General features: G+C 66.3%; 26 protein-coding genes. 17 read left to right on the top strand and 9 right to left on the bottom strand.

Going from position 1 to position 23,639, the window contains the following annotated elements; genetic code table 11:
* The first annotated feature begins 2 nt into the window (after positions 1 to 2).
* The 3 genes from ACODS0_RS07810 (at position 3) to ACODS0_RS07800 (ending at position 3,673) form a co-directional block, all read left to right on the top strand.
* Positions 3 to 1,070, top strand: a complete 1,068-nt coding sequence (locus ACODS0_RS07810) for a hypothetical protein (protein WP_488834058.1) — start codon at positions 3 to 5, stop codon at positions 1,068 to 1,070.
* A gap of 2 nt (positions 1,071 to 1,072) precedes the next feature.
* Entirely contained in the window at positions 1,073 to 2,077 is a 1,005-nt protein-coding gene (locus ACODS0_RS07805; protein WP_488834056.1) for a DUF5655 domain-containing protein, read from the top strand.
* A gap of 336 nt (positions 2,078 to 2,413) precedes the next feature.
* A complete protein-coding gene (locus ACODS0_RS07800) occupies positions 2,414 to 3,673 on the top strand; it encodes a DUF4172 domain-containing protein (RefSeq protein WP_488834054.1) in 1,260 nt (419 codons plus the stop codon).
* Positions 3,674 to 3,805: 132 nt separating this feature from the next.
* On the opposite strand, the gene ACODS0_RS07795 is transcribed toward ACODS0_RS07800, so the two are convergent.
* Both ACODS0_RS07795 and ACODS0_RS07790 read right to left on the bottom strand, forming a co-directional pair.
* A complete protein-coding gene (locus ACODS0_RS07795) occupies positions 3,806 to 4,450 on the bottom strand; it encodes an NADPH-dependent F420 reductase (protein WP_306553535.1) in 645 nt (214 codons plus the stop codon).
* Positions 4,451 to 4,532: 82 nt separating this feature from the next.
* The gene (locus ACODS0_RS07790) at positions 4,533 to 5,369 is read right to left on the bottom strand and encodes a pirin family protein (RefSeq protein WP_488834052.1); all 837 of its coding nucleotides are present in this window, start codon (positions 5,367 to 5,369) and stop codon (positions 4,533 to 4,535) included.
* A gap of 116 nt (positions 5,370 to 5,485) precedes the next feature.
* Between ACODS0_RS07790 and ACODS0_RS07785 the strand changes: the two genes are divergently transcribed.
* The 3 genes from ACODS0_RS07785 (at position 5,486) to ACODS0_RS07775 (ending at position 8,419) form a co-directional block, all read left to right on the top strand.
* Entirely contained in the window at positions 5,486 to 6,406 is a 921-nt protein-coding gene (locus ACODS0_RS07785) for a LysR family transcriptional regulator (RefSeq protein ID WP_488834363.1), read from the top strand.
* 73 nt (positions 6,407 to 6,479) lie between these two features.
* The gene (locus tag ACODS0_RS07780; protein WP_488834049.1) at positions 6,480 to 7,889 is read left to right on the top strand and encodes a DUF2130 domain-containing protein; all 1,410 of its coding nucleotides are present in this window, start codon (positions 6,480 to 6,482) and stop codon (positions 7,887 to 7,889) included.
* 188 nt (positions 7,890 to 8,077) lie between these two features.
* Positions 8,078 to 8,419 (top strand): DUF1330 domain-containing protein, encoded by a 342-nt coding sequence (locus tag ACODS0_RS07775; RefSeq protein ID WP_055400741.1) that lies wholly within the window; start codon positions 8,078 to 8,080, stop codon positions 8,417 to 8,419.
* Positions 8,420 to 8,451: 32 nt separating this feature from the next.
* Here ACODS0_RS07775 and ACODS0_RS07770 read toward each other — a convergent pair whose 3' ends face one another.
* Complete coding sequence (locus tag ACODS0_RS07770; protein WP_228897218.1) at positions 8,452 to 9,051, bottom strand: flavin reductase family protein; 600 nt, start codon at positions 9,049 to 9,051, stop codon at positions 8,452 to 8,454.
* A 173-nt stretch (positions 9,052 to 9,224) separates the two neighbouring features.
* Between ACODS0_RS07770 and ACODS0_RS07765 the strand changes: the two genes are divergently transcribed.
* Entirely contained in the window at positions 9,225 to 9,614 is a 390-nt protein-coding gene (locus tag ACODS0_RS07765; protein ID WP_055401124.1) for a VOC family protein, read from the top strand.
* 40 nt (positions 9,615 to 9,654) lie between these two features.
* Here ACODS0_RS07765 and ACODS0_RS07760 read toward each other — a convergent pair whose 3' ends face one another.
* Entirely contained in the window at positions 9,655 to 10,341 is a 687-nt protein-coding gene (locus ACODS0_RS07760; protein ID WP_488834361.1) for a Vgb family protein, read from the bottom strand.
* A gap of 120 nt (positions 10,342 to 10,461) precedes the next feature.
* On the bottom strand, positions 10,462 to 11,697 hold the full coding sequence (locus ACODS0_RS07755; RefSeq protein ID WP_488834046.1) for a helix-turn-helix domain-containing protein: 1,236 nt from the start codon (positions 11,695 to 11,697) through the stop codon (positions 10,462 to 10,464).
* A 124-nt stretch (positions 11,698 to 11,821) separates the two neighbouring features.
* Here ACODS0_RS07755 and ACODS0_RS07750 point away from each other — a divergent pair, with 124 nt between their 5' ends.
* From ACODS0_RS07750 to ACODS0_RS07740, 3 genes are all read left to right on the top strand, one after another.
* Positions 11,822 to 12,430: a methyltransferase domain-containing protein gene (locus tag ACODS0_RS07750; RefSeq protein ID WP_488834045.1), complete on the top strand. Its 609-nt coding sequence runs from the start codon at positions 11,822 to 11,824 to the stop codon at positions 12,428 to 12,430.
* Positions 12,427 to 13,206, top strand: a complete 780-nt coding sequence (locus ACODS0_RS07745; RefSeq protein WP_228897222.1) for a tRNA-uridine aminocarboxypropyltransferase — start codon at positions 12,427 to 12,429, stop codon at positions 13,204 to 13,206. The genes ACODS0_RS07750 and ACODS0_RS07745 overlap by 4 nt, the downstream gene beginning before the upstream one ends.
* A gap of 358 nt (positions 13,207 to 13,564) precedes the next feature.
* Positions 13,565 to 13,987, top strand: a complete 423-nt coding sequence (locus ACODS0_RS07740) for a hypothetical protein (RefSeq protein WP_055401120.1) — start codon at positions 13,565 to 13,567, stop codon at positions 13,985 to 13,987.
* A gap of 150 nt (positions 13,988 to 14,137) precedes the next feature.
* On the opposite strand, the gene ACODS0_RS07735 is transcribed toward ACODS0_RS07740, so the two are convergent.
* Positions 14,138 to 14,986, bottom strand: a complete 849-nt coding sequence (locus tag ACODS0_RS07735) for a hypothetical protein (protein WP_488834042.1) — start codon at positions 14,984 to 14,986, stop codon at positions 14,138 to 14,140.
* Between the two features lie 192 nt (positions 14,987 to 15,178).
* Here ACODS0_RS07735 and ACODS0_RS07730 point away from each other — a divergent pair, with 192 nt between their 5' ends.
* The 4 genes from ACODS0_RS07730 to ACODS0_RS07715 all read left to right on the top strand — a co-directional run bounded on the left by ACODS0_RS07730 (position 15,179) and on the right by ACODS0_RS07715 (position 17,785).
* On the top strand, positions 15,179 to 16,057 hold the full coding sequence (locus ACODS0_RS07730) for a PA4780 family RIO1-like protein kinase (RefSeq protein WP_055401116.1): 879 nt from the start codon (positions 15,179 to 15,181) through the stop codon (positions 16,055 to 16,057).
* Between the two features lie 63 nt (positions 16,058 to 16,120).
* Positions 16,121 to 16,606 (top strand): GNAT family N-acetyltransferase, encoded by a 486-nt coding sequence (locus tag ACODS0_RS07725; RefSeq protein ID WP_488834039.1) that lies wholly within the window; start codon positions 16,121 to 16,123, stop codon positions 16,604 to 16,606.
* A gap of 167 nt (positions 16,607 to 16,773) precedes the next feature.
* Entirely contained in the window at positions 16,774 to 17,025 is a 252-nt protein-coding gene (locus ACODS0_RS07720) for a hypothetical protein (protein WP_055401112.1), read from the top strand.
* A gap of 184 nt (positions 17,026 to 17,209) precedes the next feature.
* Positions 17,210 to 17,785: a DUF1439 domain-containing protein gene (locus ACODS0_RS07715; protein WP_488834037.1), complete on the top strand. Its 576-nt coding sequence runs from the start codon at positions 17,210 to 17,212 to the stop codon at positions 17,783 to 17,785.
* 191 nt (positions 17,786 to 17,976) lie between these two features.
* On the opposite strand, the gene ACODS0_RS07710 is transcribed toward ACODS0_RS07715, so the two are convergent.
* Positions 17,977 to 18,900, bottom strand: a complete 924-nt coding sequence (locus ACODS0_RS07710; protein WP_218300972.1) for a LysR family transcriptional regulator — start codon at positions 18,898 to 18,900, stop codon at positions 17,977 to 17,979.
* 138 nt (positions 18,901 to 19,038) lie between these two features.
* On the opposite strand from ACODS0_RS07710, the gene ACODS0_RS07705 reads away from it, so the two are divergent.
* Both ACODS0_RS07705 and ACODS0_RS07700 read left to right on the top strand, forming a co-directional pair.
* Positions 19,039 to 19,839 carry an SDR family oxidoreductase gene (locus ACODS0_RS07705; protein WP_488834036.1) on the top strand — a complete coding sequence of 267 codons (801 nt, stop codon included), beginning with the start codon at positions 19,039 to 19,041 and terminating at the stop codon, positions 19,837 to 19,839.
* Between the two features lie 108 nt (positions 19,840 to 19,947).
* Positions 19,948 to 20,823: a hypothetical protein gene (locus ACODS0_RS07700; protein WP_488834033.1), complete on the top strand. Its 876-nt coding sequence runs from the start codon at positions 19,948 to 19,950 to the stop codon at positions 20,821 to 20,823.
* Positions 20,824 to 20,861: 38 nt separating this feature from the next.
* Here ACODS0_RS07700 and ACODS0_RS07695 read toward each other — a convergent pair whose 3' ends face one another.
* Together ACODS0_RS07695 and ACODS0_RS07690 are read right to left on the bottom strand one after the other, a co-directional pair.
* Positions 20,862 to 21,374 (bottom strand): SRPBCC family protein, encoded by a 513-nt coding sequence (locus tag ACODS0_RS07695; RefSeq protein ID WP_055401106.1) that lies wholly within the window; start codon positions 21,372 to 21,374, stop codon positions 20,862 to 20,864.
* Positions 21,375 to 21,565: 191 nt separating this feature from the next.
* Complete coding sequence (locus ACODS0_RS07690) at positions 21,566 to 22,540, bottom strand: LysR family transcriptional regulator (RefSeq protein WP_488834030.1); 975 nt, start codon at positions 22,538 to 22,540, stop codon at positions 21,566 to 21,568.
* Between the two features lie 171 nt (positions 22,541 to 22,711).
* Here ACODS0_RS07690 and ACODS0_RS07685 point away from each other — a divergent pair, with 171 nt between their 5' ends.
* Positions 22,712 to 23,611: an oxidoreductase gene (locus ACODS0_RS07685; protein ID WP_488834028.1), complete on the top strand. Its 900-nt coding sequence runs from the start codon at positions 22,712 to 22,714 to the stop codon at positions 23,609 to 23,611.
* Positions 23,612 to 23,639: the final 28 nt, after the last annotated feature.

The following is a 23,639-nucleotide window of genomic DNA, read 5'->3' as shown; positions in this document are numbered from 1 at the left end:
GAATGCTCTTTGGCTACCCGCTTGCTGCCACGAAAAACAACTGGCTTCACGATTGCGTGTTAGACGCCATCACGACGATGCATTCGCTGGTGGACGCCGAGAAACGGTATCCGGCTTGGCCAAAGATATTGCCCGACGCGCATCAAGCGGCACTGAAATCGCGTACAGGTCTGCGTGACCGGCTCAAGGCGTACGACAAAGCGCTCCGAAAGCTGGCGTCAAAGAGGGAGAGGGACGTCATTTTCGTCGCTATCACGGACCAGAACCGCATCGCAGACCTACTTTCCAACGCGTGCGACTGCGCCGCGCTGGATAAGCTGCCTCCGGCCATTCATGCGGCCGTGACTTCGCTCTTTGACTATGCGTTCGGGCTGCTCACAGACCTCAAGGTTCGCGACGAGCACTACAAGGCCATCTATGACGCGGCGACCGATCATGTCTGCCCGTTCTGTGGCACAGAGTACTTCGACGCACCCGGGGCTCCGCGTGAGGCCTTGGATCACTACCTAGCGAAGAGTCGCTACCCTTTTGCTGCGGCCAACCTGAGGAACCTTGTGCCCATGGGGCACAAATGCAATTCGAACTACAAGCTCGCGGTCGACGTGCTGTACGACGCGGAAGGTGGACGTCGCGTGGCTTTCGATCCATACAACCACGCGAACATTTACCTGGTGCTCGACGACAGTGACCCGTTCCACGGTGCTACTCCCAGCACGCCCAGGTGGACGATCAATTTCGAACCTGATGGGCCAGCAATCCCAACCTGGGATGCAGTGTTCTCTATTCGCGAACGTTACCAACGTGACCACCTTGACGAAGGCTACTCGGCATGGCTGAGGGAGTTTCAGAACTGGGCTCGAAGTGCTGATCAGGATGGAGATACTGACGCCAGTTTGCTTGAGGCACTAAGAAGGTTCGAGCAATTTCACGCTAGCAACGGCATGAGTAGCAAGGCGTTCCTTAAAGCAGCGGTGTTTCGGATGTTGCGACTACGCTGCGAGCAGGGGCATGACCGCCTAAAGCAACTATTGCGCGATCTCCTTCGCCCGTTGGCTGCCCCAACAACCTGACTATGAGCGACATCAAACTCTTCCGCCTCACCAACGGCACCGCCACCGAACTGCAAGGCAGCGCCTCCGATCTGGAAAAGCCCCTGCAAACGCTGATCGAGGCCAATCTGCAGCCCTTGCTCAACATCCGCTTTATTGCCACCGAGCATTCCACCGGCAAGACGCACGGCGGGCGCATTGATTCGCTGGGCTTGGATGAAAACAACTGCCCCGTGATCTTGGAATACAAGCGGTCGGTGGGTGAGAACGTCATCAACCAGGGCTTGTTCTACCTGGACTGGCTGCTGGACCACAAGGCCGAGTTCAAGCTGCTGGTGTTGGACAAGCTGGGTGCTGCTGCCGCAGATGCCATTGACTGGAGCGCGCCCCGCGTGGTGTGCATTGCGGCGGACTTCACCAAGTACGACGGCCACGCGGTGCAGCAGATTGGCCGCAACATCGAGCTGATTCGCTACCGGCAGTTTGGCGGCGATTTGCTGCTGCTGGAGTCGGTCAACGCGGGCAGCGATGCGGGCAGCAAGGCCACTACGGCCAAACCGCCCAAGGCCACACCCAGCAAGCCCGATGTGGCGGCGACTGTGGCAGCCACGGCGGTACCTGCTGTGGCCGACCCCATCGGCACCAAAGGCTCGGGGCCTGACAAGTCGTTTGCCGAGCTGCTGGTGAATTTGCCAGAGCCCATGCAGTTGCTGCTGGCTTCGTTAGAGGGCTACACGCTGTCGCTGGGCGACGATGTGCAGCGCAAAGAGCTGCGCTTGTACCTGGCCTTCAAGCGCCTCAAGAACTTTGCCACGGTGGTGCTGCACCGCAAAAACTGCCTGGTGCTGTACCTGCATGTAGACCCCGCCACCGCCTTGCCGGTGCTGCCCAACGCGCGCGACGTGACGAACATCGGGCACTGGGGCACGGGCAACCTGGAAGTGACGCTCTCGACCCAGGCTGATCTGGACGCGGTGAAGCCGTTCATCATGGCGGCGTATGAGGGGCGGGGCGCTGCGGGGCAATGATTTGCTTCTGTTTTGATAGCTGGTTGCGCTTGTCTATCAGCCGCTAGCGGCTAATTTCATCCCAAGCCCGTGTGTTTCTCGCTACCTATTGAGCGAATCGGCTCCTATCCTCGGCCTCTGCCACCTCACCTTTACCGCCAGCAACGGGCCTGGGCGCGCTAGACGCGCGGTCGGTCTACGACAGCCACGGCTGCAACGTTCTCCCTCTCACCCGACAAGTTTGTGCTGCTGGGTGGGCTGTGGCGGGCCTTGAAACGCACTTGGATGGTTTGCTGTTGAGCCGTATTTTCGGAAATACGCCTCATTTTTTGATTCGTATCGCGCAAAATACGCGTCATGCCTTCTTCTCCAAAGCCCGCATCCCCTCGCTATATCTGGCAGCACCGCGCATGGCCGCAGCTCACGTTCGATGCCGCAGCGCTGGCCCCTGCGCTGGAGCAAGCCCGGCTGCAGCAGGGCCGGTTGCTGGGTTTGCTGGGGGCCATTGGGTTGGAGCAGGCCAACGCAGTGCAGCGCGAGCTGTGGGTGCAAGAGGCGCTGGCGACTGCAGCCATTGAGGGTGAGCAGCTCAATGTTGAATCCTTGCGCTCGTCGGTGGCGCATCGGCTGGAGTTGGCCGATGCGCCGGGGGCGGACCGGTCTGCCGACGGCTTGGTGCAGGTAATGCAAGACGCCTTGACCAACCACGGTGCCGTGTTGGATTTGGACCGGCTGTGCCGCTGGCAGTCGGCGCTGTTTCCGGGTGGCACGTCGGGCATCACACGCATTGCGGTGGGGCGGGTGCGCGACCATGCCGATGCCATGCAGATCGTGAGCGGCGCCTTGGGGCGCGAGGTGGTGCATTACGAGGCGCCGCCCTCTGCGCAGGTCACTGCCGAGATGGAGCGCTTTGTGGTTTGGTTTGAAGGCACGCGCCCCGCTGGCGCCGCCACTGCCGGCATGGCCACTACAGGCTCCGCAGTCAATGGCATTGCCCGCGCGGCGCTGGTGCATTTGTGGTTTGAGTCGATCCACCCGTTTGAGGATGGCAATGGCCGCTTGGGCCGCGCCTTGGCCGACATGGCGCTGGCGCAAGACATGGTGGCGCAAGACCCCCAGGCCAGCCCGGCGCTGGTGCGGGTGTATGGCCTGGCGCACCAGATGCTCAAAACCCGCGCTGCCTATTACGACTCGCTGAACCATGTGCAGCGCTTGCGCGGTGTGGCACCGGATGCCGATGCGATAGACGCCACGCTCTGGGTGCAGTGGTTTGTGCAAGCGTTTACCCGCGCCTGCGTGGCCAGCCAAGCCGTGGTGCGGGATGCGGCAGACAAAGCACAGTTTCGCCTGCGGGCGGCCCAGTACCAAACCAATGAGCGCCAGCGCAAGGTACTGGAGCGCCTGCTGGAGGCGGGGCATGTGGGCACTGGCGGCGGGTTCTTGGGTGGCATGACCAATGAAAAGTACGCCAAGATCACCGGCGCATCCAAAGCCACCGCCACGCGCGATCTGGGCGATCTGCTGGCCTACGGCTTGCTGCGCGTAGAGGGGGTTGGCAAGGCCACGCGCTACGCGGTGAACGTGCCGGGCTGGAAGCAGCCTGCGCTCAAGCCCTGAGAAGCTGAGTGCCGGGGGCATTCCTGGAATTGGCCGTTGTTCCGGAATTTCGGACTGCCGCAGACCCCAGGCTCTCTGCGTTTGGCAAGGTGAGTCTGGAGCTCTGAAAGTGCCTTGTCAGGCACCCTTGGCTCAGATCTTGATGAACTGCGTGCTCGACAACGCGCCAAACGGCAGCTCCGACAAGCGCCCGCCCACCGCCAGCGTGCCCAGGTCCACCGGAAAGTAGCCGATGGCGTCTAGCACCTTGCGCACTTCGGCCTTGGCGGCGGCATCGTCGCCCGCATAGAACATGGCGCGCTGGCCGCCAGACACTTGGGGCTGCGCCAGCACGTTCACGTCCAGGTGGTTGAACGCCTTGACCACGCGGGCGCCCGGCACGAATTCGCTGAACACTTCGCTGGACGAGCGCCCGCCCAGGTCGATGGCCTTGATGCCGTAGGCCGCCAGCGGGTTGGTGGGGTCTTGGGCGTCGGGCGAGTTGGGGTCCAGAAACGCCACGGGGTTGGTGCCGTCGATGACGATGCGGCCGTTCCACGCAGGCAGGGGGCCCAGGGCCTGGCCCAGGTCTTCCCAGCGCACGGCGATGAGCACGATGTCTGCGGCGGCAGCTTCTGCCACGGTGCCCGCCTTGATGGTGGGGCCCAGTTCGGCCACCAGCGCGGCCAATGATTCCGGACCGCGCCGGGTGGAGAGGGTGGCCGAGAGGCCCTTGTTGGCCAATGCGCGGGCCACGTTGGAGCCGAGAGCGCCAGAACCGATGATGCCGATGTTCATGATGTTTTCCTGGTTGAAATGAAGTGGGTTGACGTGAGGTGGAACGGGTGAGGTGAGAAAGCGGGATGGAAGGGCTGGACGACTACCCGAGCCGCCCGGCCTGGCGCAGTTGCGTGGCAATGCGCCGGATTTCTGTGGCGCCCTGTGCCAGTGCGGCCGGGCTGGTGTGCACCGAGTAGCGGCCCATGACAAGGTCGTGCGGGTGCGGCACGGCAGAGCCCAGCACAAAGCTGGTGGCCTGGGTGGCCACAAAGTCGATGCTCTGGCTGCTGGGCTCAAACGCCACCAGCTCGCCAGCGTCAATGGCTTCGCCTGCCGTCAGCGTGCCGGTGGCCACTGCTGCCCATGCCACGGTGTGGCCGCGGGGCGGGGTGTAGGTCCAGCGCGCACCTTGGGCCAACTGCACGGCCAGATAGGTCATGCCCTCGGGCGCCGCCACCGGGCTGTGCGCTGCGCCGTACTCGCCCAGCAGCACCCGCACCGGGCCGACCTGGGGCACCAGCTCAGGGGCGAGGTACTGGCTCTGGGCGGGGGCGTTTTCCAGCGCGGCGGGCAGGGCCACCCACAGCTGAAAGCCCCGGCCCGGTGTGTCGCCCACGGGGGCGCCGGTGTGCCATACGCCGTTGCCCGCCCGCATCCATTCCACACCGCCCGCAGGCAGCAGGCCCGCTTGGCCGGTACTGTCTTCGTAGCGAACATCGCCTTCCGACAAGAACGTGACGGTGGCGATCCCCGAGTGGGGGTGCATGCCAAAGCCCTGCTGCGCGGCACCCGGCTGAAAGTGGACCAGGTCCAAAAAGATGAAGGGCTTGAGCACCTGGCCCAGGTCCCCGGGGCTCATGAGGCGGGTGATGGGGCCGTGCGCGGTGCCACGGGTGCGGTGGGCGATGGCGCGGGGGGCTGTGGTGGGTGCAGACATCAAGAGGACCTTGGAGGTGTTGAACTGATGCCTGTAGCTTAAAAATTCATCGATTGATTGACTAGATGGTGCAATATGATTGAACTCGTCCATTAATTGAATGAATGAGCACGACCATGCTGGATCTGAACGACGTGGCCATCTTTGTGCAGGTGGTGCGCTGTGGCAGCTTTGCCGAGGCCGCGCGCCGCCTGGGCGTGCCGCCCAACACCTTGAGCCGCAGGGTGCAGCAGCTGGAAGCGCAGCTGGGCACCCGGCTGATGCAGCGCTCTACCCGCCATCTCACGCTTACCAGCGCGGGCCAGGTGTTTCTGGAGCGCTGCAGCGGCGCGGTAGAGGGGCTGATGGATGCGGGCGAGGAGTTGCTGGCGGTGAACCAGGAGCCCAGTGGCCTGGTACGGGTGGCGGCACCGGCCGATTTTTTTGATTTCTTTGCGATGGAGTGGCTGACCGAGTTTCTGACAGCGCACCCCAAGGTGCGGGTGGACTTTGTACTGAGCGACGGACGCGCCGACCTGATTGCAGACCGGATTGATGTGGCCCTTCGGGGCGGCATCCTGGAGGACTCAAGCCTCTTTGCGCGCAAGGTGCTGGATGCGGGCAACGACGGCCTGGTGGCCAGCCCGGCCTACGTAGCCCGCCAGGGCGTGCCGGACACGCTGCAAGACCTGGCAGGCCACGACTGCCTGGTGTTCAGCCACCCCAGCGGCAAGGCCACCTGGCGCGTGACGGGACCGGATGGAGCGCAGGCCGAGGTACAGGTGGCGGGCCGTTTCAGTGGCAACACGGCGCAGGCCTTGCGCAAGGCCGCGCTGGCGGGCCTGGGCATTGCACTGCTGCCCTCCACGCTAACCCTGCGCGATCTGCGCGCTGGCCTGCTGGTGCCCGTGCTCCCGCAGTACCACCGGCAGGGCCACGGCGTGCACATGGTGTACCCCAGCCGGCGCTACCTGCCCTTGGCGGTGTCTGCCTTCATGGACCTGGTGATCGGCAAGATGGGCGCGATGCAGGAACTGCCGCCGCAGACCTGCGGCTGATGCAGCATGAATCCGCTCATGCTCCTGCCCGCTATGCTCCCCCACCAACGCAACACGACACACGGTGACCGCCATGCACGACATCATCTGCCCCCACTGCAACAAGGCCTTCAAGGTGGACGAGACCGGCTACGCCGACATCCTCAAGCAGGTGCGCGACGCAGATTTCCATGCGCAGTTGCACGAGCGGCTGGAGCTGGCCGAGCAGGACAAGCGCAATGCGGTGGCGCTGGCGCAGGCCCAGGTGGCCAATGAGCTGCAGAAGGCGGCAGCCGCCAAGGATGCACAGATCCAAGCCCTGAAGGCGCAGTTGGATGCGGGCGCGGTGGAGCGCGACCTGGCGGTGGCGCACGCCCTGAGCGCGGTAGAAAAGCAGCGCGATGCGCTGGCCAATGAGCTGGAGCGTGCGCGGCATGCGCAGCAGGCAGCGGACCAGTTGGCACAAGCACGGCTGGCGCAGCAGCTGCAGGGCGTGGCCGCCCAAAAGGACGCCGAGATTCAGCAGCTCAAATCACAACTGGACGCTGCCGAGGTGGCACGCAGGCTGGCGGTGACCGAGGCAGTCACGGTGGTGGCGCGGGAGCGCGACGAGCTCAAGAACGACCTGAACCTGGTGGTGGTGAAAAAGCAGCTGGAGGAGGCCGCCATCAAGGAGCAGTTCGCCCTGCAGCTGCGCGACCGTGACGGCGAGATTGCGCGGCTGCGGGACATGAAGGCGCGCCTGTCCACCAAGATGGTGGGCGAGACGCTGGAGCAGCACTGCGAGACGGAGTTCAACCGCATCCGCGCCACGGCGTTTCCCCGCGCCTACTTTGAAAAGGACAACGACGCTCGCAGCGGCAGCAAGGGCGACTACATCTTTCGCGACCTGGACGAGGCGGGCAACGAGATCGTTTCGATCATGTTCGAGATGAAGAACGAGAGCGACGAGACGGCCACGAAGAAGCGCAACGAAGACTTCTTGAAAGAGCTGGACAAGGACCGCACTGAAAAGGGCTGCGAGTATGCGGTGCTGGTGTCGCTGCTGGAGCCCGAAAGCGAGCTGTACAACACCGGCATCGTGGACATGTTCTACCGCTACCCCAAGATGTATGTGGTGCGGCCGCAGTTCTTCATCCCCATCATCACGCTGCTGCGCAACGCTGCGATGAAGTCGCTGCAGTACAAGTCGGAGCTGGCGCTGGTGAAGGCACAGAACCTGGACATCACCAAGTTCGAATCGCAGCTGGAGGAGTTCAAGGGCGCGTTTGGGCGCAACTGGCGTCTGGCGTCAGACGGGTTTGAGGAGGCCGTGCGGCGCATTGACGAGGCCATCAAGGACCTGGAGAAGACCAAGGAGGCGCTGCACAAGTCGGCCAACAATTTGCGCCTGGCCAACGACAAGGCCGAAGACCTCACGATCAAGAAGCTGACCCGCGGCAACCCGACGATGGCGGCCAAGTTTGCAGAGCTCAAGCAGGTGGGGCTTTTGGACGGGGAGTGATGCAAGAGCATCGCGGCGCTAAACCTTGACCTCTGAGGTAATCGCCAAGCGGAGCGCCTTTTTCTACAGTGGTCCTCGCGGGTCGGGTGCCAGCGTAAAGCGGCATTGAAGACGCGCGCTGCGTCTGTGCATACACACCGAAACCGCAGCCAACCCACTCACTGAGAGACCAGAAAGGAGCCCCAGTTATGTCTGCCTATGCCGTTGGCCTGTTGAGCAACCTGCAATTCGGCCCCGATATCGTCACCTACCTGCAGCGCATCGACGCGACCCTCACGCCTTATGGCGGGGCCTTCCTCGTGCATGGCACCCGGGCAGAGGTCAAGGAAGGCGTGTTCGATGGGGACTGCATCATCATCAGCTTCCCGGCCATGGAGCAGGCGCGTGCCTGGTACGAATCGCCAGCCTATGCCGAGCTGATTCCACTGCGTGCGCAGCACGCGCAATCCACGGTGTTTCTGCTGGATGGGGTGGCGGAACCGAACTACCGCGCAGAGTCCTTGCTGGCCAAGCTGGGGGTCAAGGCCTGAATGCTCCTCCGGGCACAGACACGGGCCCGGGGCTACACCGTCACCGAAGCCCCCGTCGCATAAAACTGCCCACCCGCCACGTAGTGCAGCGTGCGCAGCGCATCGGGCGCGGTGTCGAACTCCCAGTGCCCGTGGCGGAACACGCGCTCGTCCGCCCAGGCGGCCACTACTTCGCCGATAAACAGGTCGTAGGTCTGCTGGTTGTGGGGCTCGGGGATGACGCGGCACAGCAGCCAGGCGGCGCAGCCCTGTACCAGCGGGGTGGCATGGCCAGGGGCGTGGAACAGCTCCACGCCGTGCTGCTGCAGTTTGTGGGGGTGGGTCTTGGCGCTGTCGGTGCCAAGGGCTACGGTCATCGCCGCCATGGGCAGGGTGGGCAACTGCAATGCGAACTCGCCACTGGCTTCGACCAGCTCGCGCGTGCGTGTCGCTTTGTCGAGCACCACTGTCACCTTGGGCGGTGCAAAGTCCAGCGCACAGGCCCACGATGCAGCCATCACGTTGTGCTGGCCCGCATGCTCTGCCGACACCAGCACCGTGGGGCCGTGGTTGAGCAGGCGGTAGGCTTTGTCGAGGGGGACGGGGGCGATGTGGGGGATTCGGGGCGAATGTTGTGGGCTGGGTTTGCTCATGATTTCATAGCTGGTGGCGCTTGTTGGATAAGCGGTAGATGGCATTTTGATCTGAAACCAGACTGCCGTGTGTGGCCGTGTCGCCAGCGTGCGCGCCGGGTGGGTGCAGGGCCGGTAACATCCCCGGGCCTATCAACCACTGCCCCCCGGGGGCACTACGGAGACAAGAAGCTATGTTCAGTCATGTGATGGTCGGTGTGAACGATCTGGAGGTGTCCCGGAAGTTCTACGACGCGCTGCTCGGCACCATCGGTGTGCCCCCGGGTGTCGCCAACAAGAACCGCTACTTCTACCGGGGCCCCACCGGCACCTTCTGCATCAGCACCCCCATCAATGGCGAGCCCGCCACCTTTGCCAATGGCGGCACCATCGGCTTTGCCATGCAGTCGCCCGAGCAGGCCGATGCTTTCCACGCGGCCGGTGTGGCCAACGGTGGCACCACCTGCGAAGACCCACCGGGCTACCGCGAAGGCCCTGGCGGCAAGCTCTACCTGGCATACCTGCGCGACCCGGACGGCAACAAGATCTGCGCGTTGCACCGCCCACCCAAGCCAGCGGCGTGACGGCCGGGCCGACCGGCTCAGCGCATCGGTTTTCTGATCTTCAAGTGGGCGTGTGTGCGCCGGGCCGACGCACGGCGCGCACCTTGCCGCTGCCGCCACCACCGCAGTAGAACAGCCCGGCCCCATCCGATTCGAGCCCGCTCACACCCACGCCTTGCGGCATATCGAGCTGCTGCAGCACGGCGCCGCTCGTGGGGTCGATGTGGCGCAGGGTGCTTTCTTCGCCCTCCCAGGTGCCGTGCCACAGCTCGCCGTCCACCCAGGTCACACCGGTCACAAACCGGTTGGATTCGATGGTGCGGCGGATCGCACCCGTGGCCGGGTCGATCTGGTGGATCTTGCGGTCACGGTACTGGCCCACCCACAGGCTGCCTTCGGCCCAGGTCAGGCCTGAATCGTTGCCGCCGCCCGGTGCGGGGATGGTGGCCACTACCCGGCCCGTGGCGGGGTCGATCTTGTCGATGCGTGATTCGGCGATCTGGTATAGGTGCGTGCCGTCAAACGCGGTGCCTGCGTCGCACACCACGTTGAGCGTGCGGGTGGTGGCGCCGCTGGCCGGGTCAAAACCCACCAGGTGTTCGCCCGTGGCGGCCCACACCCGCTGGCCATCGTGCGTCACGCCGTGGATGGTGCTGGCGCCGCCAAACGGGCCGTATTCGCGCACCACCTCGGCGGGCTGGCGGGCCGCAATGGGCAGGTGTTTGGTGGACGGCGGGGTGCCCGCCATGTCGCTGCTGCAGGCGGTGTCGTGGGTGGCGGTAGGTGTGACTGTGGTCATCTCGGTAGCTCCTGAGGGTAGGTACCCGGTGCACGGCAAGGGCGCTGTGCGTTGGGCGGTGAAGCCACTTTAGGCAATCGGCTGCGCGGTGGGGAGTAACAAGATCGTCGTGAATCCCACCAGGGGCGCGGCCAGCCAGCGGCGTGCGCGCGCCTGGCCGATGGCGCGCACGCGGCCGGTAGCTTCCAGTTCAGCCAGTGCGCGCTGCACGGTGCGCTGGCTGTCGCCCAGGGCCAGCGCCAGGGCGGATGTGGACCATGCCGCACCGTCGGCCAGCAGCGCCACCAGCGCGCCCTGCTCGCCCTCCACCGGCGGGGCCAGCACGGCCACAGTGCGTCCGCCGTGGGGCCGGAGCAAAAAGCCGCGCGGCGTGGCCTCCACCCCGGCCAGCGGCGCGATGAGGGCGCGCAGGCGGCCGATTTCCACCCGCAGGCGGGCGCGGTGGGTTTCGTCGGGGTGGCGGGTGCGGAACACGTTGGCGATCAAGGCTTCGCGGTCCACGCCGCCCGGCCAGGCGGTAGCCAGCGCGCGCACCAGCGCAAACAGCACAGGGCGGCGTGCCAGCGGGTGCCACACTTCGCCCGCGCGCACGCCGTGGCGGCAGGCGTCCACGACCCACAGCGTGGGGGACGCCAGCAGCGCGGCCACGTCGTCCAGCCGCAGCGTGTGCTCGGCACCGTTCGCAAGGCAGCGCGCAGCGGGCTGTTCGAGCAACGCATGGGCCTGCGCCACCTCGGTCAGCAGCGCGGGCACGCCGGATTGGGCGGCAGCCTGTTGCGCGCGTTGCAGGGCGGTGCGTGCTGCGCCGATGTGCAGTGACCGCAGGGCCAGCTCTGCGGCGGCAAGTTCGGCCACCGCGACAAGGGAAGGGGGCAGTCGCGTTGTGGCGTCGGTGGTGGGAGCGCCTGCCAGCGCAGCCGATGCTTCGTCCAGCTTGCCCAGCAGGATCAGCGTGCGCGCTGCCACCAACCGTGCCTGCAGCGCATTGGCGGTGTCGCCGTGGGCCTGCAGCGTAGCCCCTGCCGACATGAGCGCCTGCGCTCGCCCGCCCAGGTCGCGTTGGGCCAGGGCCACTTCAGCCTCGGCCACCACACAGCGGGCGTGGGCCACGGGCTCGTGCGTGCCAAAGCCGCGTGCGGCGCGGCGCAGCAGATCGCGGGCGCGCGGGTGCTCGCCCAGCTGGGCCATGGCAATGCCGCGCAGGGCCAGGGCCGGGGGGTCGTCGCGCAGGGCCACGCGCTGCAGGGCGGCCAGGGCGTCGCCTGCGGCCAGCGCGCGGGCGGCGGCGGAGATCAGCGAATCCATGGCGACAGACTACCGCAGCGTGCTGCTGCGATGGCACGCCAGCAAGCGTGGGGGATACTTGGCCGCTTCGCTGTGCCGCCCGCCGGGTGGTGCAAATCCCCCCAAAAGACACAAGGACCCGCCATTGAAATCCGCCAGCGCCACCACTTTTGACGAGGCCTACTACCAGCGCTTTTACTTCGACAAAAAAACGAGCGTGGTGGACCCGCAGCACATGGAGCGCCTGGGCACCTTTGTGTGCAGCTACCTCAAGTACCTGCGTGTGCCGGTGAACCGCGTGCTGGACGTGGGTTGTGGCATTGGCCTGTGGAAGGGCATCGTGGCGCAGCATTTTCCAGAGGCCAGCTACCAGGGCGTGGAGTTCAGCCCTTACCTGTGCGAGCGCTTTGGCTGGCAGCAGGGCTCGGTGGTGGACTATGCCGCCGATGCGCCGTATGACCTGGTCATCTGCCAGGGCGTGCTGCCCTACCTGAGCCCGCCGGATTTGAAGGCCGCGCTGCTCAACCTGGGCCGCCTGACAAAAGGCGCGCTGTATGTCGAGGCTGTGTCGCGCGAGGATTTTGAGCGCGACATCATCGACGAAGAGATCACCGACAACCGTGTGTTCCGCCACCGTGCCGAGCTGTACCGGCGCGGCCTGCGCGAAGGCGCCATCGAACTGGGTGGCGGCGTGTGGCTCAGCCGCCGGGCCGAGCTGCCGCTGTTTGCGCTGGAGCAGGCGGGCGGGCAGTGACGGCGACCCCTGTGCCGCCGCCCCAGCCGCAGGCGGTGCCGCACCCGCCCCATGCGGTATCGCGCCTGCGCACCGAGCGCCTGGCTCGCAGCGCCAAGCCCTTCCTGGCCCGGGGTGGCCCCAAGGGCGAGCGCTGCGCGGGCTGCCGACTGGTGCCCAGCCACTGCATCTGCGCACTGCGCCCCGTGCTGCCCACGCGCGCGGGCATGTGCCTGCTGATGGCCGACATCGAGCCGCTCAAGCCCAGCAACACCGGCTGGCTGATTGCCGACGTGGTGGCCGACACCTACGCGTTTGGCTGGGCGCGCACCGAGGTGCACCCCGACCTGCTGGCGCTGCTGGCTGACCCCCAGTGGCAGCCGTATGTGGTGTTTCCGGGTGAGTTTGTGGAGCCCGGGCGCGTGGTCACCCAGGTGGGCAGCACCGAGCCGACGGGCAAGCGCCCGCTGTTCATCCTGCTCGATGCCACCTGGCCCGAGGCGCGCAAGATGTTCCGCAAGAGCCCGTACCTGGACCGTCTGCCCGTGCTGAGCCTGCAGCCCGAGCAGCTCTCACGCTACCACCTGCGCCGCTCCACGCGCACGGACCATTTCTGCACCTCGGAGGTGGGCGCGCTGTGCCTGGAACTGGCGGGCGAGCTGCAGGCAGCACAGGCGCTGGAGGCGTACCTGGACGTGTTCACCCACCACTACCTGCAAGCCAAGCACCAGCTGCCGCCGGACGTGAACGGGGCGGCGCACGCACGGCTCCGGCTTCTGGCGCAGGGCCGCGGCTGAGAGTCTGAGAGTCTTTTATCCATGCTCGCCTTGCACGCCGAAACGCCCCGGCTCGTCGTTGCACATGCTCGCCGTAGCCCGAGCTATGGCTGTGCTTTGTGCCTAGATCCGAGGCGTTTTCGCGCGCCTTTCGGGCTCGGCTAAAAAACTCTCAGCCTCTGAGCCATCGCCCCTCGGACTGCCGGGCCGCGTGCGTGCATGACCTGTTGCCCAAAAAGCATGCGCTGTTACCGCGTTGTTACAAGCGCTGCACCTGGCCCCCCGCAAAATTCGGCGCTGGCGCCACCACCTCTGGCGCGGCCCGTCTGTCCGGGAGGGGCAGGGGCCTGCACACCCAAAGCCAACCCGTTGGAGAACCATGAAAAACAAGATCCCCCTGTTGCTCGTCGCAACCCTCAGCCTGGCTGTCGCATCGCTGGCCCATGCCGGCAAGGCCGAGCGCGACTTTTTTGCTGCCGAGGTGGCCCCCGCGCTGAAAACCGCCGCCAGCACCCTCAAGCAATCGTGCGGCTGCGATGTGAAGATGGATGTGAAGCAGGACAGCTTTCAGACCGTGGACCATCTGCGCCAGGTGCGCTACGCGGCCGGCACCATCGTGGACAACGCCCCGCGCTACTGCAACGATGCCCCTTCCAAGGCCGCGGTGTGCCAACTCAAGACCCTGGAATTTGCCCGCACCGGCACCACCGCTTTCAAGTTTGCCGCAGGCAAGGGTGCGATCACTCTCGATGAAAGCTCGTACCCCAGCTGGGACATGCTGGCCGCCGAGCTGGACAAATAAGCGCAGACTCCTAGCCCCAAGCAGCGCCCCGACACCACTGTGCGTGGTGCGGGGCGTTGGTGTTTGTGGGCACCGTGAGGTGGCTGAACCGAGGTGCTGCAGTTGCGAACGAATCGCCGTTCTACGTGCCGGATAGCGTGCAACACCCCACTAGCGTGGGGTGGCACCCGCTGCCACGCGGCTTTGTACCGCCTTGGTGATGCCGTCTGGTTCCAGATACGGGCTGCAGGTCTGGTACAGCGCAAACTTCTTTTCTGCCGACGTACCAACCAGTTCGGCCGACACCTCGGGCGCTGATTTCTTGAGCGCGTCGATGTGGAAGTCGCCCTCGCCGGGGTGCAGCTCCACCGCTGCTTCCAGCATGGCCGCCGCAGCGGCGCGCATGCCTTCTTGCCGGGCTTTTGCCACGCTGAGCGACAGGCCGTTGAACACATTGCCGCAGCGGATCAGGTCGATGGCGACCGCCTTGCGTGCATCGGCCTGCGCAGGTGTCCCCATGCTGTGCGTGCCATCCAGGTAGGCCCACACGTCCAGGGGTGGGGTGCCGGGCGCACACGCCCCCTGGTAGGTGCCGAAAAAGGCCTTCTTCATCATCTGCCGGCCCGCCGAGGTCTGCATGCCGCTGTCGATGACAAGCTGCTCGCCATCGGCGTGCACGGTGAACTGGTACAGGTGCGCGGCGCTGGCGCCTGCGGCCTGGGCAGGGGCGACGCAGCGGGCCTTCCAGGTCTCATGGCCGGGCATGGGTTGGTCAGACTCGCTGACCGTGCAGTCCATGCCGCGCTGCTGCATGGCGTTCTTCCAGGCGGGGGCCGTCAGGCTGGCCATGTGCTGCGCTGTCACGCACACCACGGCGGTGCTGCCCAAGGAGTCCGCATAGGCACCCTGGCGGAACCCGGCAGCCGCCGCAGGCTGCGAAACCGCAACGCCCCCGATCAGAAGCCCCGCCAACACGGCAGCGCGCGGGGCGGTGGCGGGGAGCGCAATGGCGAAGGGCATGGGGGGTGTCTCCGGGCGGCAGCGCCTGGTACGGCGCAAGAAAAAGAGAAGGCGGTGGAACGGCGGCGTGCCCAGGGGCGGCCTGTCGTCACACTGAAAAGCCGTCGGATTGTCGTTCAAGGCCCTGGGCACGCCGTGCTCTTGTGGCCTTGCAACGACAATGGACCATTCCCCCTCTACCGCACTGACCCGATGAAAGCTCCCCCCCGCCTGCAGTCCCTCATTGAGGAAGGCCTGATCGACACCGTGGTCCGGCAGCTCATGAGCGGCAAGGAGGCCATGGTCTATGTGGTGCGCTGTGGTGATGAAACGCGCTGCGCCAAGATCTACAAAGAGGCCAACAACCGCAGCTTTCGGCAGGCGGTGGACTACACCGAAAACCGCAAGGTCAAGAACTCACGCTCGGCCCGCGCCATGGCCAAGGGCAGCAAGTTTGGCCGGCAAGAGCAAGAGGCCGCCTGGCAAAGCGCCGAGGTCGATGCGCTCTACCGCCTGGCCGCTGCCGGCGTGCGGGTGCCGCAGCCCTACAACTTTCACGACGGCGTGCTGCTCATGGAGCTGGTGACCGACGCCCACGGTGACGCCGCCCCGCGCCTGAACGATGTGAGCTTTACTCCCGAAGACGCGCGCACCCACCACGCCACGCTGGTGGCCGAGGTGGTGCGCATGCTGTGTGCGGGCGTGGTGCATGGTGACTTGTCGGAGTTCAACATCCTGCTGGCCCACCTGCCGGGCGCAGAAGGTGGAGAAGCCGGCCACGATGGCCCCGTCATCATCGACCTACCCCAGGCCGTGGACGCTGCGGGCAACAACCACGCCCAGCGCATGCTGCTGCGCGACGTGGCCAACCTGCGCGACTTCTTCGGCCAGTTTGCCCCCGAGCTGCGCGCCACCCAATACGGCCCCGAGATCTGGAGCCTGTACCAGAGCGGCCTGCTGAGCAACGAGACGCCGCTCACCGGCATCTATGCGCCCACGCATGCCGATGTGGACATGCAGGCCGTGCTGCGCGAGATTGACGACGCACGCGATGAAGATGCAGCGCGCAGGCTGCGCATGGCGGCGGGCTGAGATTTCTCCACCGCGCTGCGTTGTGGCACCATCGCGCCCCTTTTTCTCTGCAGTTCGCTCGCCATGCCTTCCTTCCACATCCGCAACTTCTGCCCTGGCGACGAACCCGCGTTGCGCGCCATTTTTCATGCCTCGGTGCATAGCCTGGCCAACAAGGACTACACCGCCGAACAACTCGCCGCCTGGGCGCCGCTGCACCATGACGCTGTGCAATGGGCCGAGCGCATGCGGGCCAACCAGCCCTTCGTCGCGCAAGCAATTGGCGGCGGGGCGATAGCTGGGTTTGCCGATCTGCAGGCCAGCGGCACCATCGACATGTTTTTTGTGGCCCCGGCGTTTGCAGGCCAGGGCGTGGCCCGGGCGCTGATGGCACACCTCCACGCGCAGGCGGCGCAGCGCGGCATCACCCACTTGAACGCCCATGTGAGCCTGACCGCCGAGCCTTTTTTTGCCGCGCAGGGCTTTGCGGTGGAAGCGCGCCAGCAGGTGGAGCGCGCGGGCGTGGTGCTGCACAACGCGCGCATGGCCAAGGCGCTGGTGATGGGCTAAGGCAACTCCTGATTTGATAGCTGGTTACGCTTGTCTATCAATCGCTAGAGGCTGATTTTGCTTGTAATTCAGCCATCATGCTGTGTCTTTGCACACGCAGGTGCCTTACAGTAGCCGCCCCGCAGCAGACAAACCCACCCACACCGGCCCACGACGGCTGACACCCCATGACCAAAGACCTGGCCCGACAGAACGAACTCAAACCCATGGCGCTGTGCGAGCCCTGCCAGGGCATCCAGCGCAACTGGCGCAAGGCGCCGGGCCACGCCGAGCTGGTGCAGCGCGGCAACCGCAAGGAAGACCGCGAGACGGGCTCCGTCACCATCACCCGCTATGTGTGCGACCGCTGCGGCACGGCGTGGGAGTATGAGAACGACAAGGGCAACCAGAAGGCAGGCTGGTCGGTGGTGGGGCGATAAGCAATCGCATCTCCATGGAGAGAGGTCAGCGCTTGTTGGATAAGCGCCAGCGGTCATTTTGGGTTCCAACCCATGGCTGGGAACGGCTTGCAGGGCTGTGCGAACGGATACACAGCCATGGCCCACAAATGGGGCACCTTTTCATCTCGTGCGTGTCACACAGGCCTATCAAGGAGATAGCCTCATGCTGCACCGCAGACGATTTCTGAGAACCACCGGCAGCCGCCTGGCCCTGGGCGGCGCCGCGTTGCTGCTGGCAGGGCGTGCCGCGTGGGCCCAGCCCAGCTACACCGTGCCGCTCGCGCAGCTGCAGGAGATGGTGGCCACGAAGTTCCCGCGCAGTGTGCCGGTGCAAGGCCTGTTCGATCTCACCCTGCAACCCCCGCGCCTGCGCCTGCTGCCTGAGGTCAATCGCCTGGGCGCCGTCATGGCGGTGGACGCGGCGGGCGCTGCGCTGCGGCGCAGCCACGCGGGCACGTTCGATGTGGAGTTTGCGTTGCGCTATGAAGCCAGTGACCGCACGCTGCGCGCCCACCAGATCCGGCTGGGGCGGCTGGATTTCCCCACGCTCAAACCGGCCGTCACCGAACTGATCAATGCCTATGCCCCCGTGCTGGCCGAACAATCCCTGCGCGAAGTCACCTTGCACCAGCTGCGCCCGCAGGACACGGCCATGTTCGACGGCTTGGGGCTGCAGCCCGGGCCCATCACGGTGACGGCCAAGGGGCTCACCGTGGCGTTTGTGGGCAAGCAGCCATGACGCCCGCTGGGCACGGCCGCCTTCCATCGCCGCAGCGCCGGGGTTAACTCCGTTTCCCCTCGCGGGAGCGGGTGGGGGAGACGGGGCTTCGGGGGCGCCGCGCTTGTTCTCCCTCTCCCCGCCCTCTCCCACCAGGGCTGGGCCGAGGGTGGCGCAGGTTGCGCAGGTCTGTCTCGCGCAGGGGCTTGCGCTCAATCGCCCCGCACCCGCTGCGCAAACCCGCGCAGCGCGAACTGCTCCACCACAAAATCTACAAACACCCGCGTGCGCGCTGGCAGCAGCTTTTTGCTGGGGTAGTACAGCGATGTCGGCCCTGCATCCGCCCACCAGCCCGGCAGCACCCGCACCAGGTCGCCGCGCGCCAGCCAGGGCTGCGCAAACGGCATGGGCAGCACGGCCAGGCCCAGGCCCATCAGCGCGGCCTGGCACATGGCCTCGGGGTCGTCGAACACGATGCGGGGGCGGAACACTGCCGCTGCAGCGTCGCCCGCCTTGTTGCGCAGTGTGGTCACCGGCACGCGCCCCGTGCGGATGGCGCGGCGCGCAATGCCGTCCCACTGCGCCAGGTCTGCCGGGTGGCGCGGCGCCTTGCGGCCCTGCAGCAGCGCGGGGGCGGCCACCACCACCAGGTGGATCGGCCCCAGCGTGCGCGCCACCATGTCGGGGTTCAGATTCAGGCCACCGCCAATGCCGGCATCAAAACCCTCGCCGATCAGATCCACCTGGCGGTTCTCAAAGCGCCAGTCGGGCTGGATGGCCGGGTAGCGCTGCAAAAACTCGGTGAGCAGCGGCACGATGTAGGCACGGCCAAACGCCAGGCCCATGCTCACCTTGAGCGTGCCCGCAGGCTGCTGCTCGGCCTCGGCCGCGTGGTCCACCGCATCGGCCAGCGCGGTCAGCGGCGGGCTGATCTGCGCCAGCAGGCGCTGCCCGCCTTCGGTGAGCGTGAGGCGCCGCGTGCTGCGCTGGAACAGCCGCACGCCCAGGCCTGCCTCCAGCCGCGCCACGTTCTTGCTCACGGCGGCAGGCGTCAGGCCCATGAGCCGCGCGGCGGCCGAGAAGCTGCCGCACTCGGCGGATTTGACGAACGATTCGAGGTGGCTCAGGGGTTGCATGGTTTGCATTTTCAACTGTAGGTTGAAATAGATCCAGCCCATTCCTGGCTACCCGCAAAGCAATGTTTTTCTGAAACTGCAGGTGTTCCTGGTTCCGTGAAGAACCTTTCAACCATCTGATTTTTGAGGAAAAACACCATGTCTTCTGTGCCCGATACATCCGCCCCCACCACGCTGCCTGCCAGCGCGTCACGCCTGTTGGCGGGCAAGGTGGCCTTTGTCACCGGCGGCGCGCGTGGCATCGGCGCCGCCATCGTCCAGCGCCTGGCGCGCGACGGAGCGGCCGTGGCCTTCACCTACAGCAGCTCCGAGGCCCCCGCGCAGACGCTGGTGGCTGCCATTGAAGCTGCCGGAGGCAAGGCCCTGGCGCTGCGTGCCGACAGTGCAGACGCCGCCGCCCTCACGCAAGCAATCGACACGGCCGCGCGCACGCTGGGCCGCCTCGACATCCTCGTCAACAACGCCGGCGTGGCGGTGGCGGGCGAGATCGACAGCTTTGCCCTCGCCGATTTCGACCACACGCTCAACGTGAACGTGCGCGCGGTGTTTGTGGCCACGCAGGCTGCCGTGCGCCACATGGGCCAGGGCGGTGCCTATGGCCGCGTCATCACCATCGGCAGCACCAACTCCGACCGTGTGCCATGGGCAGGCTTCAGCGTCTATGGCATGAGCAAGGCCGCCATCGTGGGCCTCACCAAAGGCCTGGCGCGCGACCTGGGGCCGCGTGGCATCACGGTGAACAACGTGCAGCCTGGCCCGGTCAACACCGACATGAACCCCGCCGATGGCCCCCTGGCCAGCAACATGCACGGCATGATGGCGCTCGGCCGCCATGCCCACCCCGACGAGATCGCGGGCATGGTGGCCTATCTGGCGGGGCCGGAGTCTGGCATGGTGACCGGGGCCAGCCTGCTCATCGATGGTGGGTTTGCTGCCTGAGCCAAGGTAGCTCGGGGCTCTTTGGGTTTTGTGCTGGTGGGATGCGTTGCGCGCGCGGGTTGCGCCCAGGGCGATATAGTGGCCCACCCTTCCACCTGGGACCCTTTTGTGAACCTCACCCTCCGCACTTTGCGCAATGCCTGCGCCCCTGCAGCAGCGTTGGCCGCGCTGACGGTCAGCGTCTCCCTGCACGCCGCCACGCCCGCCGAGTCGGGCTATGTGGGCGAATACCGGGGGCGTTCCGTGGACACCATCACGCAACTGGCGCTGCTGGACGACAACACCTTTTGTTTTGCGGTGACGGGTGGGGTGCTGGACATGCTGATGGCGGGCCGCTGGAAGGCGGAAGGCAGCGGAGTCCGGCTGCAGCAGGTGCGGCCGGACCAGACCTTGTTCCCGGCCTACGCCCGCAAGGTGGCAGCGCTGGGCGCCATGGTGGAGTTCGACTTCCACGGCCCCACGCTGTCCAGTGCCCGCGCGCCGGTGTTTGCGGTGTCGGCGGATGACAAGGCCCCGGCCACGCTGCGCCCGCTGTTTGGCCCGGACCACAGCAGCTGGTCTGAAAACTACCCGCTGCCCCCACTGCCTGCAGAGGCCGTGCGCTACTTCTACCTGGGCGACGTGGTGGAGGAAGCCCCGGGCAAGCCAGCGGTCGTGAAGGTGGTGCAGTACCGGCTGGACGGTGCCAATTCAGTGCGTGTGGGGTTTGATCCGCTGCAGGCCTTGCCGCTGATGAGCCAGCGGGCCGAGCTGAAAGGGGACATGCTGTTTCTGTCGGGCAGCCGCCTGGGCAAACGCCGGGCGCTGGACCCTGAAGTGGTGCAAACAGTGCGCACGGGTTGCATAGCCCCCGCGCTGAATCCTGGCGCCCCGCGCCCTGCGCCGAAACCAGGCGAGACCCCGCCCCTGGAGCCCCTGAGAACGTTTACCGTCAGCCCGTCGGCCATTCAGGGCACGCCATTCTTCGAAGCCAAAAGCAACTGAGCCGTGGTGGGCAGTCGTCGGGTCGGATGGGGGCCGCCTCAGGCTGAAATCGCTGGGCCTCCGGGCGCACGCAGTGGGGTCTCGATCTGCATCTTGGCCAGCCGCAGTGCCTTGCGCATGTAGCCGCGCCACAGCACGTTGGCCAGCAGCCAGAGCACCGGCGCGGCCCATTTGGAGCGGGGATGAAACGCGTGGCGCCAGCGCACCGTGGTCTGCGTGCCACCCGCCTGCGGGTCAAACCACCAGGCCCCATTGGCCCCGGTGGCCAACCAGCGCAGTGCCCCGGTGAAGCCGCTGACGGTGTAGCTGAAGTACTGCGCCGGGTGGTAGTGCTTGAGCCTTTCTTCGGCCACGCTGCCGTCGGACAGCGCCACGGTGCGCGTCTGCCCCGGCGTGTCCCAGGCGCCCGTCTGGTCGCGCGTGCCGATCACTGCGGGCAAAGGCCCGTAGCCGGTGAACAGGGCGCGCGGGTCAATGGGCGCGATGTGCTGGAACGCCAGTGCCGGGGAGGCCTTGATGTGCGTCTGGACCGTGGCAGAGAAGGTGGTCATGGGTGAATCCGGTGCGTTGCTTCCGCCTCTCGGGCAGTCAAGTCACTGTAGGGCGTGCGACCACACCGATAAATACCCTTCTCCGCAACGGACTGTTTGCCAAATGACCCGCAATCGCCCCTTTCCCGGGCGAAGACGCTGTGCGCCAACGCGGCGGGCGCACACGGCAGCCATCGGCGGCCTGCGCCCGTTCAGGTGGCCGAGGCTTTGCGCCGCCGGGGCTTTGGGGCCTGGGCCCGCAGCTCCTGCACGCTCAGTCCGAACGCCGGGTTGTCGGCCAGCATCTCCACCGCCAGATCGATAAAGGCGCGCGCGCGGGCTGGCTGCGCCGCCCGGCTGCCGTAGTACACGTACAGGCCCAGGTGCTGGGGCACGAATTCGGTCAGCACGGGCACCAGTTGCCCGCTGCGCACCAGTGGCGCCGCCGTCACGCCGACAAGCTGGCCGATGGCGTGGCCCCCCAGCACCGCGCGCGCTTCGAGCTCGATGTCGTTGACGCAGAACGCAGGCGGTATGGCATGGGCCACGATGTCATCGCCCACCTGAAACTCCCACGGCATGGGCTTGCCGGTGGTGGGGTGGCGAAACCCGCTGCAGCGGTGCTGTGCCAGGTCTTCGATGCGGGTGGGTGTGCCATGGCGGGCCAGGTAGTCCGGCGTGGCGCACACCACCAGCTGCAGCGCCATCAGGCGCCGGGCAATCACCCCGCCCTCGGGCGGGTAGCCCGAGCGGAAACCAACGTCCACCCGGTCCTCCACCCAGTTGCCGATGCGGTCGTCCAGCTGCACATCGGGCTCCACCAGCGGGTGGCGGCGGCAGAACACGTCGAGCACGGGCCAGACCACCTCCAGCATGATGGAGCGTGGTGCCACGATGCGCAGCGGCCCCGCAATCTCCTCGCGCCCACGCCGCGCGCCGTGCACCGCCCGCTGCAGGGTCGCGAGGCCCGGCTGCGCGGCCTCCAGAAACTGGCGCCCCTCCTCGGTCAGGCTCAGGCTGCGCGTGGTGCGGTGGAACAGCCGCACGCCCAGGTGCGATTCGAGCTGCCCCAGCGCCAGGCTGGCGGCCTGCGGGGTGATGCCCTGGGCCGAGGCCGCCTGCCGCAGGCTGCCCAGCTCGGCGGCTTTGGCAAACGTGGCAATGGCACGCAGTTCATTGATGGCCATGGTGTCCGTTCGGAGGTATTGGCAAGTTTTACTTGTGAATGAATTCAGCAATTATGGGCTAGTGCGATGGCAATGGTCTGCCTACAGTTCACCTCCATGGCCGCGCCGCTGCATCTCAGCGTGTTGCGCTTGCCAGAGCCCCGCTTTCAATCCCTTTCAAGGACTTCCGCCATGACGGCTTCGACTGCTCTCCCTTCCTCCTTCCCCCGCGTCTGGATGATTACCGGCGCCTCGCGCGGCATTGGCGCCCGCATTGCCGAGGCTGCGCTCGCCCAGGGCGACGCCGTGGTCGCCACGGCCCGTGATGCCGCGTCGATTGAAAGGCGCCTGGGCGCCAGCGACGCACTGTTGCCGGTGGCGCTCGACGTGACCGACGAAGCCCAGGCGCGCCACGCAGTGGGCGCCGCGCTGGAGCGCTTTGGCCGCATCGACGTGCTGGTCAACAACGCGGGCTACGGCCTGCTGGGTGCGGTGGAGGAATCTACCGCCGACGAAGTGCTGCGACTGTTCGACACCAACGTGTTCGGCCTGCTGCATGTGACCCGGGCCGTGCTGCCCGCCATGCGCGCGCGCCGCGCAGGGCACGTGATCAACATCTCGTCGCTGGGTGGCGTGCGCTCCAGTGCCGGTTTTGGCGTGTACTGCGCCACCAAGTTCGCGGTGGAAGGCCTGACCGAGGCGCTGCACGCCGAACTGGCCCCGCTGGGCATCCATGCCACGGCGGTGCAGCCCGGGTACTTCCGCACCGAGTTCCTTGATGGTGCCTCGCTGGCCGTGGCGCCACGTGTGCTGGACGACTACGCCGCCAGCGCGGGCGCCGTGCGCGAGGCTGCGCGCCGCATCAACCTGAACCAGCCTGGCGACCCCGTGCGCCTGGCCCAGGCCGTGATGAAGCTGGTAGCCAGCCCCACGCCGCCGCTGCGCCTGCCGCTGGGCACGGACACGCTTCAGACCATTGCCGACACGCATGCCTTCGTGGCGCAAGAGACCGCGCAGTGGCGGGCCGTGGCGGCGTCCACGGATTTCCCGGTGCAGGAGCGTGAGGACGCCCAGGCGCTGTCTGCTGGATAGAAGCTCCTGATTTAATAGCTGTTAGTGC

The sequence above is a fragment of the Acidovorax sp. FG60 genome (assembly GCF_057808995.1).
Note: the sequence above shows the minus strand (reverse complement) of the source record. Positions and strands in the feature narration are given on the sequence as shown.

Bases quoted from the DNA above. Each gene is read 5' to 3' on its own strand.
- ACODS0_RS07810 (WP_488834058.1), top strand. From the start codon at position 3: ATGCTCTTTGGCTACCCGCTTGCTGCCACGAAAAACAACTGGCTTCAC.
- ACODS0_RS07805 (WP_488834056.1), top strand. From the start codon at position 1,073: ATGAGCGACATCAAACTCTTCCGCCTCACCAACGGCACCGCCACCGAA.
- ACODS0_RS07800 (WP_488834054.1), top strand. From the start codon at position 2,414: ATGCCTTCTTCTCCAAAGCCCGCATCCCCTCGCTATATCTGGCAGCAC.
- ACODS0_RS07795 (WP_306553535.1), bottom strand. From the start codon at position 4,450: ATGAACATCGGCATCATCGGTTCTGGCGCTCTCGGCTCCAACGTGGCC.
- ACODS0_RS07790 (WP_488834052.1), bottom strand. From the start codon at position 5,369: ATGTCTGCACCCACCACAGCCCCCCGCGCCATCGCCCACCGCACCCGT.
- ACODS0_RS07785 (WP_488834363.1), top strand. From the start codon at position 5,486: ATGCTGGATCTGAACGACGTGGCCATCTTTGTGCAGGTGGTGCGCTGT.
- ACODS0_RS07780 (WP_488834049.1), top strand. From the start codon at position 6,480: ATGCACGACATCATCTGCCCCCACTGCAACAAGGCCTTCAAGGTGGAC.
- ACODS0_RS07775 (WP_055400741.1), top strand. From the start codon at position 8,078: ATGTCTGCCTATGCCGTTGGCCTGTTGAGCAACCTGCAATTCGGCCCC.
- ACODS0_RS07770 (WP_228897218.1), bottom strand. From the start codon at position 9,051: ATGAGCAAACCCAGCCCACAACATTCGCCCCGAATCCCCCACATCGCC.
- ACODS0_RS07765 (WP_055401124.1), top strand. From the start codon at position 9,225: ATGTTCAGTCATGTGATGGTCGGTGTGAACGATCTGGAGGTGTCCCGG.
- ACODS0_RS07760 (WP_488834361.1), bottom strand. From the start codon at position 10,341: ATGGCGGGCACCCCGCCGTCCACCAAACACCTGCCCATTGCGGCCCGC.
- ACODS0_RS07755 (WP_488834046.1), bottom strand. From the start codon at position 11,697: ATGGATTCGCTGATCTCCGCCGCCGCCCGCGCGCTGGCCGCAGGCGAC.
- ACODS0_RS07740 (WP_055401120.1), top strand. From the start codon at position 13,565: ATGAAAAACAAGATCCCCCTGTTGCTCGTCGCAACCCTCAGCCTGGCT.
- ACODS0_RS07735 (WP_488834042.1), bottom strand. From the start codon at position 14,986: ATGCCCTTCGCCATTGCGCTCCCCGCCACCGCCCCGCGCGCTGCCGTG.
- ACODS0_RS07730 (WP_055401116.1), top strand. From the start codon at position 15,179: ATGAAAGCTCCCCCCCGCCTGCAGTCCCTCATTGAGGAAGGCCTGATC.
- ACODS0_RS07725 (WP_488834039.1), top strand. From the start codon at position 16,121: ATGCCTTCCTTCCACATCCGCAACTTCTGCCCTGGCGACGAACCCGCG.
- ACODS0_RS07720 (WP_055401112.1), top strand. From the start codon at position 16,774: ATGACCAAAGACCTGGCCCGACAGAACGAACTCAAACCCATGGCGCTG.
- ACODS0_RS07715 (WP_488834037.1), top strand. From the start codon at position 17,210: ATGCTGCACCGCAGACGATTTCTGAGAACCACCGGCAGCCGCCTGGCC.
- ACODS0_RS07710 (WP_218300972.1), bottom strand. From the start codon at position 18,900: ATGCAACCCCTGAGCCACCTCGAATCGTTCGTCAAATCCGCCGAGTGC.
- ACODS0_RS07705 (WP_488834036.1), top strand. From the start codon at position 19,039: ATGTCTTCTGTGCCCGATACATCCGCCCCCACCACGCTGCCTGCCAGC.
- ACODS0_RS07695 (WP_055401106.1), bottom strand. From the start codon at position 21,374: ATGACCACCTTCTCTGCCACGGTCCAGACGCACATCAAGGCCTCCCCG.
- ACODS0_RS07690 (WP_488834030.1), bottom strand. From the start codon at position 22,540: ATGGCCATCAATGAACTGCGTGCCATTGCCACGTTTGCCAAAGCCGCC.
- ACODS0_RS07685 (WP_488834028.1), top strand. From the start codon at position 22,712: ATGACGGCTTCGACTGCTCTCCCTTCCTCCTTCCCCCGCGTCTGGATG.